Below are 16,274 nucleotides of genomic sequence, written 5' to 3' on the forward strand. Positions count from 1 at the left end.
AGTAAAATTATACACTATGTCCGAAAAGGATTTTATTCCTTCAGAATATACACAAACGGTTCAAAACGGCAGTTTTGAATGGAGTGCGCCCAGCAATATCGCCCTTGTGAAATACTGGGGTAAAAAAGAAAATCAGGTTCCTGCAAATCCTTCCATAAGCTTTACGCTCAATAATTGTAAAACCATTACCAAACTGTCTTTCGAAAAGAGAGAAAATAATGGTAGTTTTTCTTTTGACCTGCTTTTTGAAGGACAGTCTAAAGAAAGTTTTCGTCCTAAGATCGAGAAGTTTTTCGAGAGGATTGTACAATACCTTCCGTTTTTAAAAGACTATCATTTTACGATAGATACTCAAAATACATTTCCGCACAGTTCTGGTATAGCGTCGTCTGCCTCGGGTATGGCGGCATTGGCTATGAATTTAATGAGCCTTGAAAAACAGCTTAACCCACAAATGAGCGAAGAGCATTTTTACCAAAAAGCATCTTTTTTGGCACGATTAGGTTCAGGTAGTGCGGGTCGAAGTGTAAAAGGTAAAGTTGTAATTTGGGGTGAACATGCTGCTACAGATGGCAGTTCTAATTTATACGGAATTCCGTTTGAAGGAGCTCATGAGGTATTCAGCGATTACCAGGATACAATTTTATTGGTTGATAAAGGGGAGAAGCAGGTAAGCAGTACCGTTGGGCATGACCTTATGCATGGACATCCGTTTGCGGAACAGCGTTTTGCACAGGCACACGAAAATCTTTCGGCAATGAAAGCAGCACTTAGCAGTGGTGATCTCGAAACATTTATAAAAATTACCGAGAGTGAAGCCCTTACCCTGCATGCCATGATGATGACATCGATGCCTTATTTTATATTGATGAAACCTAATACACTGGAGATTATAAACAGGATTTGGAAGTTTAGAAGTGACACCAATACACCTGTGTGTTTTACGCTCGATGCCGGGGCTAATGTACATGTTCTTTATCCCGAAAACGTTAGTAGTAAAGTTTTAGATTTTATTAAGAATGAATTAGTTGGCTTTTGCCAAAACAGTCAGTACCTTTGCGACAAAATTGGTACAGGTGCGGCAAAGCTCAATTAAGTACACTATTTTTTAACATTTGCCGATTTTTACGTACCTTTAATAAAAATATCCTCAATGAAAGGACCTTTATTTTACTCGAAAATATTACTCTTCGGAGAATATGGGATCATTAAAGATTCTAAAGGATTGTCAATTCCCTACAATTTTTACAACGGAGCCCTTAAAACAGGCCAGAATACATCTGACGAAGCTGTTAAATCTAACGCCAGTCTTAAGCGTTTTACAACTTATTTGGAAACCTTACAGCAGGAGCAGCCTGAGCTGGTAACATTTGATATGGTTACCCTTAAGCAGCATGTGGAAGAAGGTATGTATTTTGACTCGACCATTCCGCAGGGATATGGTGTGGGGAGTAGCGGTGCTTTAGTCGCTGCAATATATGACCGTTATGCAAATAATAAAATTACGATTCTTGAAAACCTTACCCGTGAGAAGTTACTTCAGTTAAAGAAGATCTTTGGGCAGATGGAATCATTTTTCCACGGTAAGAGTTCAGGATTAGACCCATTAAACAGTTACCTGAGTATTCCTATTCTGATCAATTCTCAGGATAATATCGAAGCTACGGGTATACCAAGTCAGAGTGTCGATGGTAAAGGAGCTGTATTTTTACTGGATTCAGGTATTGTAGGCGAAACGGCTCCAATGGTTTCCATTTTTATGGAAAACCTTAAGGAGAAAGGTTTTCGCGATATGTTCAAGAAAGAATTTGCAAAATATACAGATGCCTGTGTGGAGAACTTCCTGCATGGCGATATGAAATCTTTATTCTCTAACACAAAGAAACTTTCTAAAGTAGTGCTTAATAACTTTAAGCCTATGATTCCGGAACAGTTTCATGAATTGTGGCAAAAAGGTATTGAAAGTAACGATTACTACCTAAAGCTTTGCGGCTCCGGTGGGGGTGGTTACATTTTAGGTTTTACAGAAGATATTGAAAAAGCGAAACAATCACTGCAAGGACATAAACTGGAGGTAGTTTACCAGTTTTAATAATTATGCATAGTATCACCGAAATTTTAAATATTATACTAAAGTCTATATTTGTAGGTTTTGGCGTTATTATACCTATACTTACCCTTATAAAAACATCTGGGCTTAAAAGTATCGAAGTAAAAGACCTTTTTATATTGTCAGCTGTGCAGCTGGTAAGGATATCAGGTATTTTATATTTTATTCTGGCAATTTCAGGCAACTTAACAGTGTTTACTGCTAAGAATGCTTCGGGTCAGGGACCGGGGATAGAATATTTCCTTTATTTATTCTTTTCTCCGTTAATGTATTTGCTGCTTACCCAGCTTTTCTGGTTAAAGAAGTTATACATGAAAAAACCTGCCCGGATAACACTTTCTATTCTGATGCTTATCCTGCCTTCATCATGGTTCTTACTTTTTGTAAAGACTGAAAATATTAGCACTGTTGCAAAAGCGGTTTTCAATACAGAGGTTATTTCTGTTTTCTGTTTAAATATAATTGTATTTATCTTTATGACCTTTACAATAATACTGTTGGGAGGTAAGTTAAAAGATAAAAAGGCATAGTTATGACATCAAGGAAAACACGTTTGGTTATGATGAAGATTCTCAGCCTGTTTTCTGTGGTTCGCGGTTATAATATTCCTATTATAGCTTTAGCCCAATATTTGTCGGCTATTTTTATCCTGGCTCCGGAGCGTAGGGCGCTCGATGTATTGTGTGATCCTAACTTGTTTCTTATTGTATTGGCATCTTCGCTGACAATAGCATCGGGTTATATCATTAATAGCTTTTACGATGCACAAAAGGACCTTATCAACCGTCCTGAAAAATCTATGCTCGACAGACTTGTAAGTCAGCAAACCAAGCTTAATGTATATTTTGGATTGAATATTTTAGTTACCCTGCTTGCCTTTATGGTGTCCTGGAGGGCGGCATTGTTCTTTTCGGCTTATATTTTCCTGATATGGTTTTATTCGCACAAGCTGAAAAAATATCCGTTAGTAGGTAATCTTACGGCGGCATTTTTGGCGGTTTTACCTTTCTTTGGTATTCTTATGTATTATAAGAATTTCTATCAGGTGATTTTCGCACATGCTACTTTTTTATACCTTTTGATCCTTACCCGTGAACTTATTAAAGACCTTGAGAATATTAAAGGTGATCTTGTGGCTGATTACCGCACGATACCTGTAATGTTTGGTGAGCAAACATCTAAAATAATTATTACGGGATTAACATTCCTTACTATAATACCGGTGTTTTTACTTATCGAAGTGTATGATGTAGGTTATATGGATATGTACCTGTATGGAGGGATGATTGTTATTATTTATTTCCTGATTTTACTATGGAAAGCCGAAACTCAAAAGGAGTATTTGATGCTTCATAATATTTTAAAGTTCCTTATTGTAGCAGGCGTTTTTTGCATTGTACTTATAGATCCGTCTGTTTTAGTACATGGTAGGAAACTTTTGTCCATGATTTAAGCTATCTTTGCAAAAATATTTGATTAAAAATGAATAACGGTAACAGTAAGAAAGGCAGTGCTTCAGGAAGAGGCGGAAGTGACAGAAAGAAAAGCAGCGGCCCTTCTAAGCCTTTAAATAAAGCAAGGAAACCAGGTGCTACGTCTAAGCCAAAATCTTTTGACAAGCCTTCGGCTTCTGAAAAACCAGCAGCTGAAGCTCCAAAAGCCGGCCCTTCTGCAAAACCACGTAAACCAGCTCCACCTAAAAAAGGTCAGGATACTTTTGCTAAAAAAGATGGTTACCCAAGAGCAAAACCTGCTTTTGAGAAAAAACCTGCAGCAAAAAAACAACCTAAAAGACAAAAAGGAGAAGACGAGCTTCGTTTAAATAAATACATTGCAAACTCGGGAATGTGCTCCCGTAGGGATGCAGATATCTACATTCAGTCGGGTAATGTAAAAGTAAATGGCAAAGTGGTTACCGAAATGGGCCATGTTGTAAGCATTAACGATAAAGTAGATTTTGATGGTGTTATGATTACACCGGAGAAAAAAGAATACATACTTCTTAACAAGCCTAAAAACTTTACCACATCGGGCGAAGATGAAAATGACATGCGTAATGTTATTGAACTTGTGCGTGGTGCTGCAAAAGGTAAAATTCAGCCAATAGGCAGGATGGATAAGAATACTACAGGATTGTTGATATTCACGAATGATACTGATATGGTAAGGAAATTTTCATTGCCTAACCAGAAATCATTTAAAATATACCAGGTGTCGCTAGACAAAAACCTGAAATATGAGGATCTTGAAAAAATTGCTGCCGGCGTAATGTTAGATGGTCACAAACTATTTATAGACGAGATAAGCTACATTGAAGGAGAAGCAAAAACAGAGATCGGTATTAAACTTAGAACACCAAACGTAAAAGTGGTACGTGCTATTTTTGAACATTACAGGTATGATGTTTTAAAAGTAGACCGTGTATCGTTTGCAGGTCTTACTAAGAAAAACTTACCACGAGGTAACTACAGATACCTAACAGAACAGGAAATAATCAACCTTAAGAATATATAAGTTTTGCAGCCGAGAGATATACAGTACATTGCTATGCAATGGTTTGAAGCATTTAATGCAAAACAACTGGATAAACTGCTAAATCTTTACACTGAGGATGCCGAACATTTTAGTCCGAAACTTAAAATCCGCCAGCCGGAAACCCATGGTCTTGTAAAAGGCAGGGAGGCAATGCGGGTGTGGTGGCAGGATGCTTTTGACAGGCTTCCGACGCTTCACTATAATGTAAAGACGCTTACTGCAAATGAGTACCGTGTATTCATGGAATATACGCGCACTGTGCAGGGAGAAGAAGACATGCACGTAGCCGAAGTACTTGAGGTTAAAGATGGAAAGATAGTAGCATCCCGTGTTTTTCACGGATAAAGACAATTGCTAAGGTTTCCTAGTAACTGACATAAATAAAAAAAGCCTGATAGTGATATCAGGCTTTTTTGTAAATATACTTTATGGAGATTATCCTTTAATTCGGTCATCTAAAATGACTTCTTTTTTGTCTAATCCTCTTTTTCTTAAAAGCGGCTGGATAGATGGCTCTGCTCCACGGAAGTTTTTGTACATCTGCATCGCATCAATAGTGCCTCCTTTTTCAAGGATGTTGGTACGGAATGATTTTGCTGTTGCAGGGTCAAATAACGATTTGGATTTAAAAGCATCAAAGGCATCTGTATCCAATACACCAGACCATATATAACTGTAGTATCCGGCAGAATATCCTCCATTGAAAATATGGTTGTAATACGTGCTTCTGTATCTTGGTATGATCGATTTTATAAGTCCCAGCTTGTTCATGGAAGCTTCTTCAAACGGAATTACACTCTCTGTTAAAGGCTGGTTACGGGTATGGTAATCCAGATCCAGGTAAGTAGCAGCCAGATATTCTACAGTAGCAAACCCCTGATCGAAAGTTGCAGATTCCTGTAGTTTTTTAATAAGCGCATCCGGGATAACTTCACCTGTTTTGTAATGTTTGGCATACATTTTTAATACTTCCGGTTCTGCAGCCCAGTTTTCCATGATCTGCGAAGGCAGTTCTACAAAATCGGTAGGTACGCTTGTACCTGACAGGCTCTCGTAAGTTACATTACTTAATAATCCGTGAAGGGCATGTCCAAATTCATGGAAGAAGGTTGTCGTCTCATCAAAAGTCAATAGGGCAGGGTTAGTGCCTGTAGGTTTAGAGAAGTTGCACACAATAGAGATTATCGGCGCGATACGCTTACCGTTAAGGGTTTGCTGCTTGCGGAAGGATGTCATCCAGGCGCCTCCTTTTTTAGAAGCTCTAGGGAAGAAATCCATGTATAATATCCCTACGTGTTTGCCGTCTTTTTCGGTTACTTCCCAAACAGTAACATCGTTGTGGTATTTAGGTACGTCTTTAAGTTCTTTGAATTTTAAACCATACAGGTTTTGAGTTACGGTAAAAATTCCGTTACGTACGTTTTCAAGGCTAAAGTAAGGTTTGATCTCCTGCTCGTCCAGATCATAGCGTTCTTTTCTTATTTTTTCTGTATAATATCGCCAGTCATACGGCTGTACGTCATCTTTTATACCGTCAGCAAGCATCATTTTCTTAATGTCTGCTTCTTCAGCTTTTGCTTTTTTAAGAGCAGGTTTCCATAGCTCGTTTAGTAATTCATATACGGCAGCAGGTTTTTTAGCCATTCGCTCTTCAAGTATAAAAGCCGCATGGCTGTCGTAACCCAATAGTTTTGCTTTTTCTGCTCTAAGGTTTGTCATTAGTACCACATTGGCACGATTGTCTAAATCGTTTCCGTTGTTTCCACGATCTTTGTAAGCTGTCCATAGCTTTTTGCGAAGCTCGCGATTGCTTGCATATTGAAGGAATGGCATTACACTCGAATTGTGCAGGGTAAACAACCACTTGCCTTCTTTGTTTGCTGCTTTGGCATCTTCGGCGGCAGTTATAACTACTTCTTCCGGCAGGCCGGCAAGATCTTCTTTTTTGTCGATAACTAATTGGTAAGCATTGTTTTCTGCCAGTACATTATCGCCAAATTTTAGCGATACGACAGACAGCTCCTCATTAATCTTTCTTAATCTGTCTTTTTGCTCTTTGTTAAGATTCGCTCCACTACGGATGAAAGCTTTGTATTTTTTCTCCAGTAGTTTTGCCTGCTCTGCATTCAGCTTAAAATCCAGTTGGGTGTCCCATATTGTTTTTACACGGGCAAATAATTTTTCGTTAAGATAAATATTGTCACTGTGTTTGGATAATTCCGGTGCCAACTCCTGTGCCAGTGCCTGTAATGTGTCGTTTGTATTGGCCGAATTTAAATTATAGAATACGGTAGTGATACGGTTTAGTAATGTACCCGAATTTTCAAGCGCTTCTATTGTGTTGGCAAAAGTCGGCTTGTCTTTAATGTTACAAATCGCATCGATTTCCTGTTGGTTAATCCTTATGGCTTCGAGTATTGCCGGTTTGTAATGGTGGTTCTCTATTTTATCAAACGGGGGTGCGTCATAGGGTGTATCGTAAGCAGCTAAAAGCGGATTGTCTTCGCCTATGGCCTCGGCTTTGTTAGTTTGGTTACACGACATAAATAAAGTACTGGTAATTGTTAGGATGAGTATAAAATTATTTTTCATAGTTAAAAGCTGTAAAAAGTAAAGTTATCGTAAACTGGCTAATTATCAAAACATATTAAATAGGAAGTTAAACAATAGTAATGAATTAACAGGAAAAGCCTACTTTTGTACTGTTTTAAATATTGAAATCATGAAAGCACCGGTCAAAAAAATAGGCTTGGGTATTTTAAAATGGGGGGGTATTGCTATAGCATCAATATTGCTGTTAATGTTTCTTATACCACTTGTTTTTCCTGGTACTATTGCCCAGCAGGTAAAGGTGTTTGCTAATAAAAGCCTAGACGGAGAGCTCAACTTCACGAACTCCAAACTTTCCTTTTTTACTCATTTCCCATCACTTACTGTTTCCCTTGATAAATTATCATTGAAAGGATCAGCTCCATTTAAAGATGAAATTTTATTAAGTGCAGAAGAAGTGGCCTTTGGGATTAACCTTAAACGCCTGATATTTGATAATGAGATCAAGATCGATGAGATCTATGTTTCTGATGCACTTATCAATGTAATAGTTGATGAAAACGGACAGGCCAACTATAACGTATACATTTCTGAGGATAATCAGCCGAAAGATACACTTGCCACCGGTCCGGCTATTCGTTTGGATAGGGTAGATCTTAAAAACTGCCATATAAAATACAATGATAAATCGGCAAAGACCTTTGTAGAAGCTAAAGGCTTTAATTATGTGGGCAGGGGCAATCTTAGCGAAGATGTTTTTGACCTGCGTACCGATGCTCAAATCGATGCTGTCGATTTTTACTATGACAAGGTACCTTACCTTGAGAAAAAAGAAATACACGCTGATCTTATTACGCGTATTAATACCAATGCCTTATCGTTTATATTAAAAAAGAATGAGTTGCGTATTAACAGGCTTCCGGTAGAATTTACAGGAGTGTTTACCATGCTTAAAGAAGGGTATAATATTGACTTGAAAGCAGCTTCTACAAATACTAAGTTTAAAGATATATTCTCGGCACTTCCTCCGCAGTATCTCACCTGGATGGACAATACTAAGATAGAAGGTAAGAGTGATCTGCTTTTTACATTTAAAGGAAGATATAATGCTGCCACAAATCAACAGCCCGATCTAGGCTTTCACTTTACAGTGAAAGATGGTTTTATTAATTATAAAGAAGCTCCAGTGTCGATGTCTAATCTTCAGATGGATCTTAATGCTATGATGCCGGGGCTGGATATTGAAAAACTGAATGTTGACTTGAAAAAATTTGATTTCAGGTTAGGTAATAAAGACTTTTTCAATGCATTTGTTAAGATAAAAGGATTTAGCGAAATGGCGGTTAAAGCCCAGATAAAAGGTTCGCTGGATCTAAAGGAATTGGATAATACATTAGGACTGCAAAATTTAGACCTAAAAGGAATTCTTAAAACTGATATTGTTGCTGATGGTGTTTATAATGCAGATAAAAAATTATTCCCAAAAACTAAAGGTGGGGTGAATTTGCAGAATGGGTGGTTTAAAACGAGTCATTATCCAAACCCTATAACCGATATTATGTTTGTGGCAAATGTGCAAAATGATAAAGGAACATTTGATGATATTAAGATCGTTGTGAGTCCGGCATCCTTTGTTTTTGAAGGAAATCCGGTATATGTAAATGCTACGGTTTCTAATTTTGAAGATGTGGATTATGATGCTAAAATAAAGGGGGAGCTGAATATTGGCCGTATCTATAAAGTGTTTGCTCAAAAGGGGCTTGAAGTGACTGGTTATGCTAAGGCAGATCTTTCACTTAAAGGAAGGCAGAGTTATGCCACAAGCGGACAATATAGTAAACTTAATAATAAAGGAACGCTTCTTATAAAAGATATTAAAACTACATCGGAATTTTTCCCGAAACCATTTTATATACATGAAGGTGACTTTACTTTTCATAATGAGAAGCTGAAGTTTGAGAAATTTGATGCGGCCTACGGTAAATCAGATTTTGCGATAAATGGTTATCTTTTAAATACGATCAATTATTTCTTTGAACCTAAAGCGACACTAAAGGGTAGTTTTAATGTTAAGTCGAAACTTATCAATGTTGATGAGTTCATGGCGCTTAAAGAAGGAGAGAACAAAGACATGAAGCCTGCTGTTGAAGAGGCAAAAGAAACCCATCCAAAGATGAGTGGGGTGGTGGTACTGCCTACTAATCTTAATGTGTCATTAACTGCAAACGCCGATAAGGTCGAATATAACGGACTTGTACTTAATAATCTTGGAGGTAAAGTAAGTGTTGAGAAAGGTAAATTACACCTGCAAAATGGTAATTTTAATATTATAGACTGTAGAGTAGGGCTTGATGCTTCTTACGATGATGAATCGCCTATGGCAGCCAACTTTACGGCACATTTTACAGCAAAAGATTTTAATGTAAAAAGAGCATATAAAGAAATACCTTTATTCCGTGAATTGGTAACCTCTGCTGGTAAGGCTGAAGGCATAATATCTGTAGATTATAAATTAAAAGGAGACCTTGATGGAAACATGGGGCCTATTTATCCATCCCTTTCAGGAGGCGGAACAGTGAATGTTAGGGATGTTAAAGTATCCGGACTTAAACTCTTTGGAGGTGTAGGTGATAAAATGGGGTCAGACGGTCTTAAAAATCCGGATATGAAAGATATTGATATAAAAACAACAATAGATCGTAACCTTATCCATATTGAAGAGTTTGTGTTTAAAGTAGCGGGTTTCAGGCCCAAAATAAAAGGCACAACCAGTTTTGATGGATTACTTGATATAAGAATACGTCTTGGATTGCCTCCGTTAGGAATAATAGGTGTGCCTATTGTGGTTACTGGAAGTCAGGAAAATCCAAAAATAAAGATATTCAGTAAAACCGGTGATAAAATAGATGAAGCCGAGTATAATGAGAAAACCAATCAGGTTATAAAGAAAGAAACCAGAATGGAAGAGCCTGAAAAGAAAGAATAAAAAAAACCGGCTATTGCCGGTTTTTGTTTTTAAGCGTTTACCGCTTCAACCTTAATGTCGTTGTCATTAAGCATGTCTTTAAGCATGTTCTCGATGCCGCTTTTTAATGTAAAGGTAGATGATGGACATCCGCTGCAAGCACCCTGAAGAATTACTTTAACGCGTTTGTCGGTCTCATCATACGATTCAAAAGCAATATTACCACCATCGGCCTGAACGGCAGGCTTAACATACTCTTCAAGAATATTAATGATGCGCTGTGATGTTGTGTCAAGTGAATCAAAATAAGCTTCCTGGTTTTTTTCGTTTTGCGGCATTTGCTGAACAAGAGATTCATCTATTACGGTATTACCATTCTCGATGTATACTTTGATAAAACTTCTTACTTCTGCAGTAACTTCATCCCATTCGGTAACAGCATATTTTGTAATAGAGATGTAGTTTTCATCCATAAAAACTTCTTTTACAAACGGGAATTTAAACAATTCCTTAGCAAGGGGAGAGGCAATCGTTTCGTCGATGTTCTTAAATTCGGCAGGCGTCTTCGTTAAGATCTTATTGGAAACAAATTTTAAAACAGACGGGTTAGGTGTAGCTTCAACATAAATAGTTGAAGGCTGTTTTTTCTTGCTTTCTTCTTCAATAACAATTTGTCCGCCTTTGTTGACGAATTCTTCTATTTGTGAAGCAACATCATCCTGAACATCTTCCCATTCTACGATTGAATATTTTTCAAGAGCTATAAAATTGCCCGAAATATAAACTGTTTTTACAAATGGCAGATAGAATAATTGTTTTGCAAGTGGTGAATTTGCAGTTTCATCTATATTCTTAAATTCATAATTATTGTTTTTAGCAATGAAATCGCTGAATTCGAATTTTATAATAGATGGGTTTTGTGTAGACTTTATAGTTATACTTTCCATGATTTCTAATTTTATGCAAAATTAGTATAAAAATATCTTAAAAACAGGGTAGGGGAATTATCATTCTATCTGTTACTGTCTTAAGCTGTTTACTTTATGAATTACTAAAATCATAATTATGTGATGATTTTGTGATTTTTTTAAATTTTAACGGATTAGTATCTATGAATATTTATATTTGGCTTTTTTAATTAACATATTTGTTTACTATTATTTAACGTTTTGATCGTATTTAAATTTTGCTATATGAGAAAACTATTACTCACATTGTTTTTGCTACTAGGAATGTTAAGTTCTTATGCGCAGTCAAACATTTCTGTTTTCAGTACAAACCCTACCAATGCTTATGTTGATGGGGAAACATTAACCTGGTCGGTTATGGTAACAAACAATGGCCCGCTGCCTGCAGCGAATGTCAGAGTTTTTTATGCAAGACCTGCCTTTATATTGCCTATACCTCCAGGTATCCAGAAGTTTTGGTGGACAGGTAGTAATGGTTCATCAGGTATGAATTTTGATATGGATAATACCACTCCGGTGTTAGCAGTTAATCAAACCATAACTTATACTATCAATATTAAGATTCCTGATGGTTACACAGGTCCTATTGATAATGTAGTGGTAACCTATGATCATCGTGCAGATATTGAAGTCGTAAATACAGATAATAAAACAACTTATACTCCAGGTACACAGTCTGTATATACGGTTACTGTGAAAAATAATGGTCCTGAAGCAGCTGATAAGGTTAATGTTTCAAATGTAATTCCTGCAGGTATTACAGGTTTTTCCTGGACAGGTAGTAATGGCTCATCTGGTACAAATGTTAATTTAGCAAATACTATAAATACTTTGGCTGTAGGTCAAACAGTCACTTATACAATAACGGTAGATGTGCCTTTAGGTTTTACTGGCCCTTTAACAAGTCAGGCATCAGCGTCGTTTGTTGGAATAGATCCGGTACCGGGCTGTGCTAAATGTATAGATATTGACACTTCTGCACTTAATGCAGATATTGTTGTTGTAAATACTGACGGTCAGTTTATGTACACTGCGGGTGCTAACTCAGTATATACGGTTACTGTTACAAATAATGGTCCTGCTATAGCTACCAATGTAGTAGTAAATAATGCAATTCCTGCCGGAATCACAGCATTTTCATGGACAGGCAGCAATGGTTCGACAGGAACTAATGTTGGTTTGGCTAATACTATACCTACCTTAGCAGTAGGCCAAACAATTACTTATACAATAACACTTGGTGTTCCTGCAGGCTATAATAGTCCTGCGATAACCAGTCAAACAATAGTTACAGCAGATAACCCGGACCCAAATCCGGGCTGTACAACATGTATAGATACCGATGTTAATCCGGCAACTGCTACTGATGTTGTTGTGGTAAATACAAATGGACAAACCACTTATACAGCTGGTGGTACATCTGTATATACTGTAACGGTAACAAACACAGGTTTAAATCCTGCGTTAAATGTACATGTAACTAATGCTATCCCTGCCGGAATTACTTCTTTTTCGTGGGTAGGCAGTAATACATCAACAGGTACTAATATTGCTTTAGATAATACAATTCCTTCTCTTGCACCTGGTGCTTCGGTAACTTACACGATTACGCTTCAGGTACCTGCTGCCTACGAAGGCGATCTTGTTAGTACAACTGTAATGACCAGTGATAATGACTCTAACCCAACTTGCAGTCAATGTATTGATGTAGATGCAGATCCTACTCCTAATGCTGATGTTGTTATAACAAATACTGACAATACTGATATTTATACACCGGGTACTAATTCTGTTTATACAGTAACAGTTACTAATAACGGTCCGCAAGCGGCAGCCAATGTTGTTGTGGCTAATGCTATACCAGCCGGTATTACTGCATTTTTCTGGACAGGAAGTAATGGTTCATCGGGTACAAATACTGCCTTGAATAATACTATACCTTCGCTTGCAATGGGTGCTACAGTAACATATACTGTTACTTTGGGCGTTCCTGCAGGTCACACCGGTGCTTTAACCAGTACGGCCACAGCAGCAAGTGTAACTCCAGATCCAGTTACAACAAACAATTCTGCAAGTGATACAGATAATAATGTTGCTTCTGCAGATTTAGTTGTTGTAAAAACACTTAATCAAGGTGCAACTTACACAGCAGGTCTTGACGCAATTTATACGATAACGGTTAACAACCAGGGACCAACAGCTGCTCAAAATGTTTCTGTTACAGATGTTATTCCTGCTGGATTAGCACCTGCAACTGCAACATGGACTGGTAGTAACGGAACAAGCGGGACAGGAAATTTAACCGATGTTATCGCATCGCTTCCGGTTGGTGAAACAGTAACGTATACATTAAAAATACCTGTGCCAAGCAATTTTAGTACAACGGCTAATATTGTGAATCAGGTTGCTGTAACGAGTACCACGCCAGATCCAAATCCGGCTTGTACAGCTTGTACACATACTGCAACACCTAAACCATTAGCGAATCTTGTTACTTTAAAGACCAACGGTCAAACACATTATGTTGCTAATGAACAGGTAACATATACAATTACAATAACAAACCCGGGTCCAAGTGATGCTCATAATATTCTCGTAAAAGATAATAAGCCTTTTGGAGTTGATTTAATGACATGGAGTGGTAATAATACTGGAGGATCGGGAGCTTTAAATAATACTATACCTGTATTAGCTGCCGGTGAGAGCATACAATATACGGTTGTTATTTTTGTGCCTGAAAATTATCCATCATTTGTTGGGCCGCTAATTAATAAAGTTATTGTAGAAAGTGTTACACCAGATCCTGTACCGGCTTGTCCTGGCTGTACTGATACAGATACACCTAGTGTTGGATTTGTAACTGTAACAAGAAATCAATATACTGTTCCTGAATTAGTAAATGATGTGCTTGTTAATCTTGATTGCGTTGGTATATCAAATGTTGTATGGCAGGCAGGTGATTTTAATGGTAATTTTGGTGTTCAATATTTTGAAAAAAACAATTCTAATTTCCCTATTAAAGACGGTATTATTATAAGAAATGGTAATGCTGATTTTTCTCAGGGAAAATATACAGGGAATGATCTTAGCAGTCAAGCTTCTAATTTGGGAGATGCTCAATTATTAGCGATTAGCCAGGCTCAGGGTAATACTGGAAGTATAAATGATGTAAGCTTTTTACAGTTCGACTTTGTTCCTATTGCAAATAACATGAGTTTTGATTTCCTTTTTGCATCTAATGAATATGGTACCTATCAATGTAGTTTCGCCGATGTTTTTGGTTTTATTCTTACTAACTTAACAACTGGTGGAGCTCCCATTAATATTGCTGTTATTCCAAACTCTGCGCCTCCTGTGCCTATTTCGGTTCTTACTATAAGAAATACTACTTATAATACAACTTGTGGGTCTGTCAATCCTAATCTTTTCGCACAATTTAATACTGTTGCAAATTCTGCAAATTCTGCAATAAATATGATAGGGCAGACTGTAGTTATGAAAGCATCTGCAACTGTAGTTCCTGGAAATAGTTATAGAATTAAGTTAGCCGTAGGAGATTATAATGACACTATTCTTGATACTGCTGTATTTATTGCAGCCGGATCGTTTGATATTGGACAACCTAAAGTTCCAGATGATTTAACAATCGCTAACGGTGGTGCGGTTTGTCCGGGAGGAGAATACCTTCTTCAATCATCTACAGGAGCAAATGCCAACTTTATTTTACGTTGGAAAAAAGATGGAGTATTAATAGTAGATGGTGCCGGTAACCCTGTTTCAACACCTACCCTTGCTGTTACTGAACCTGGGACATATACTTTATTAGCAGCTTTTGCATCTGCTCCTGATTGTTTCTTGTCTGATGATATTAAAATTGAATTCCGTCCTGAAATTGAAATTGGTATGCCTAGTGATCTAGTAGTATGTGGAACTCCAACACAACCTCATGTTTTTAATTTAAGAAATAATGATGCTGCAGTTTTAGCTACATTGCCAGATCCTGACTTCTATGAAGTGTTCTATTATCATTCAGCTGAAGATGTACAGAATGGAGTTGCTGCGATTGTATCTCCTACTACTTATATGGGAACAAATGGCGAAACTATTGCCTTAGCCGTAAGAGGATATGATAATGATTGTTTTACAGTAAAAACATTCCAGTTAGTTATTCAGGATTGTAATGTGATTTTACAGCCATACACAGCGCACGTATGTGAACCTGCTCCTTTTGATGGAGAAGAAATTTTTGATCTTACTTCTTATATAACAGAAATGGCTCCGGGTCTTGATCCTACACAATATACTTTTACCTTTTATAATAGTCAAGCTGATGCATTAGCATCAGACAATGAAATTGTTGCTCCTACAACTTATAACGGTACTTCTGAAGTTGTATGGATGAGAGCGCAAAATAATGCTATTGCACAAGCTTTTGCTGTAACTCAGTTAACATTGATAGTAACGTCTCAACCTGATGTGGCTGATGTGGCTGATGTAGAGGCTTGTAGTGCTCAAGGCTACGTACTTCCTGTTTTAACGACAGGTAATTATTATACCGGACCAGGAGGTACAGGTACTCAAATTCCTTCTGGAACTTTAATTTCAGTTTCGCAAACCATTTACATTTATGCAACTCAAGGTACTGCACCTTACACTTGTACAGATGAAGATAGTTTTGAAGTTATTATTTACAACTCTCCAGTTGTCGATAAACCTGCAAATGTGCAGGTATGTGGTTCATTTGTACTAGAGCCTCTAAATGTGGGGTCTTATTACACTCAACCGGCAGGCGCAGGAGTTATTGTTCCGGCAGGTACTGAGATTACGGCTACACAAACATTTTACATATATGCTCAGACTGGAGCCGGCTTGGTTCTGTGTACAGATGAGTATGCTTATACGGTAACTATAAATGCTTCCCCTGTTGTTTCCCCTGCTACACCTTTGGAGGCTTGTGCGAATAATTTTGACGGATTTTCATTTTTCAATCTGACTACAGCAGGTAATGAGATCTTAAATGGGCAGACTGGTTTAACGATAACGTATCACCTTACCGAGATTGGCGCTGATTTTGGTACTACTCCAATAACGACAGATGTAACGAATTTCCAGAATACTGTTGCTTATACACAAACGGTATGGGCTA

General features: G+C 37.5%; 10 protein-coding genes. 8 read left to right on the forward strand and 2 right to left on the reverse strand.

Annotated elements, in window-relative coordinates; translation table 11 throughout:
• Positions 1 to 16 precede the first annotated feature (16 nt).
• The 6 genes from EPI11_RS15045 to EPI11_RS15070 are packed head-to-tail and all read left to right on the forward strand — an operon-like array spanning position 17 to position 4,990.
• Positions 17 to 1,096, forward strand: a complete 1,080-nt coding sequence (locus EPI11_RS15045) for a diphosphomevalonate/mevalonate 3,5-bisphosphate decarboxylase family protein (protein WP_128390802.1) — start codon at positions 17 to 19, stop codon at positions 1,094 to 1,096.
• A gap of 57 nt (positions 1,097 to 1,153) precedes the next feature.
• Positions 1,154 to 2,092, forward strand: coding sequence for a mevalonate kinase family protein (locus EPI11_RS15050; RefSeq protein ID WP_128390803.1), 939 nt, complete (start codon positions 1,154 to 1,156; stop codon positions 2,090 to 2,092).
• A 5-nt stretch (positions 2,093 to 2,097) separates the two neighbouring features.
• The gene (locus tag EPI11_RS15055; RefSeq protein ID WP_128390804.1) at positions 2,098 to 2,640 is read left to right on the forward strand and encodes a hypothetical protein; all 543 of its coding nucleotides are present in this window, start codon (positions 2,098 to 2,100) and stop codon (positions 2,638 to 2,640) included.
• A 2-nt stretch (positions 2,641 to 2,642) separates the two neighbouring features.
• Positions 2,643 to 3,563 carry a geranylgeranylglycerol-phosphate geranylgeranyltransferase gene (locus EPI11_RS15060; RefSeq protein WP_128390805.1) on the forward strand — a complete coding sequence of 307 codons (921 nt, stop codon included), beginning with the start codon at positions 2,643 to 2,645 and terminating at the stop codon, positions 3,561 to 3,563.
• A gap of 29 nt (positions 3,564 to 3,592) precedes the next feature.
• Positions 3,593 to 4,624 carry a pseudouridine synthase gene (locus EPI11_RS15065; protein WP_128390806.1) on the forward strand — a complete coding sequence of 344 codons (1,032 nt, stop codon included), beginning with the start codon at positions 3,593 to 3,595 and terminating at the stop codon, positions 4,622 to 4,624.
• 3 nt (positions 4,625 to 4,627) lie between these two features.
• Complete coding sequence (locus EPI11_RS15070; RefSeq protein ID WP_241657642.1) at positions 4,628 to 4,990, forward strand: nuclear transport factor 2 family protein; 363 nt, start codon at positions 4,628 to 4,630, stop codon at positions 4,988 to 4,990.
• A 90-nt stretch (positions 4,991 to 5,080) separates the two neighbouring features.
• Here EPI11_RS15070 and EPI11_RS15075 read toward each other — a convergent pair whose 3' ends face one another.
• Positions 5,081 to 7,237, reverse strand: a complete 2,157-nt coding sequence (locus EPI11_RS15075) for a M3 family metallopeptidase (protein WP_128390807.1) — start codon at positions 7,235 to 7,237, stop codon at positions 5,081 to 5,083.
• A 130-nt stretch (positions 7,238 to 7,367) separates the two neighbouring features.
• Here EPI11_RS15075 and EPI11_RS15080 point away from each other — a divergent pair, with 130 nt between their 5' ends.
• Positions 7,368 to 10,181, forward strand: coding sequence for an AsmA family protein (locus EPI11_RS15080; RefSeq protein WP_128390808.1), 2,814 nt, complete (start codon positions 7,368 to 7,370; stop codon positions 10,179 to 10,181).
• A gap of 29 nt (positions 10,182 to 10,210) precedes the next feature.
• On the opposite strand, the gene EPI11_RS15085 is transcribed toward EPI11_RS15080, so the two are convergent.
• Positions 10,211 to 11,107 carry a NifU family protein gene (locus tag EPI11_RS15085; RefSeq protein WP_128390809.1) on the reverse strand — a complete coding sequence of 299 codons (897 nt, stop codon included), beginning with the start codon at positions 11,105 to 11,107 and terminating at the stop codon, positions 10,211 to 10,213.
• 246 nt (positions 11,108 to 11,353) lie between these two features.
• On the opposite strand from EPI11_RS15085, the gene EPI11_RS15090 reads away from it, so the two are divergent.
• The coding region (locus EPI11_RS15090; protein WP_128390810.1) for a choice-of-anchor L domain-containing protein at positions 11,354 to 16,274 on the forward strand (4,921 nt) is incomplete at its 3' end.

Source organism: Flavobacterium cerinum, assembly GCF_004028155.1.
GTDB lineage: Bacteria > Bacteroidota > Bacteroidia > Flavobacteriales > Flavobacteriaceae > Flavobacterium > Flavobacterium cerinum.

Bases quoted from the DNA above. Each gene is read 5' to 3' on its own strand.
- EPI11_RS15045 (WP_128390802.1), top strand. From the start codon at position 17: ATGTCCGAAAAGGATTTTATTCCTTCAGAATATACACAAACGGTTCAA.
- EPI11_RS15050 (WP_128390803.1), top strand. From the start codon at position 1,154: ATGAAAGGACCTTTATTTTACTCGAAAATATTACTCTTCGGAGAATAT.
- EPI11_RS15055 (WP_128390804.1), top strand. From the start codon at position 2,098: ATGCATAGTATCACCGAAATTTTAAATATTATACTAAAGTCTATATTT.
- EPI11_RS15060 (WP_128390805.1), top strand. From the start codon at position 2,643: ATGACATCAAGGAAAACACGTTTGGTTATGATGAAGATTCTCAGCCTG.
- EPI11_RS15065 (WP_128390806.1), top strand. From the start codon at position 3,593: ATGAATAACGGTAACAGTAAGAAAGGCAGTGCTTCAGGAAGAGGCGGA.
- EPI11_RS15075 (WP_128390807.1), bottom strand. From the start codon at position 7,237: ATGAAAAATAATTTTATACTCATCCTAACAATTACCAGTACTTTATTT.
- EPI11_RS15080 (WP_128390808.1), top strand. From the start codon at position 7,368: ATGAAAGCACCGGTCAAAAAAATAGGCTTGGGTATTTTAAAATGGGGG.
- EPI11_RS15085 (WP_128390809.1), bottom strand. From the start codon at position 11,107: ATGGAAAGTATAACTATAAAGTCTACACAAAACCCATCTATTATAAAA.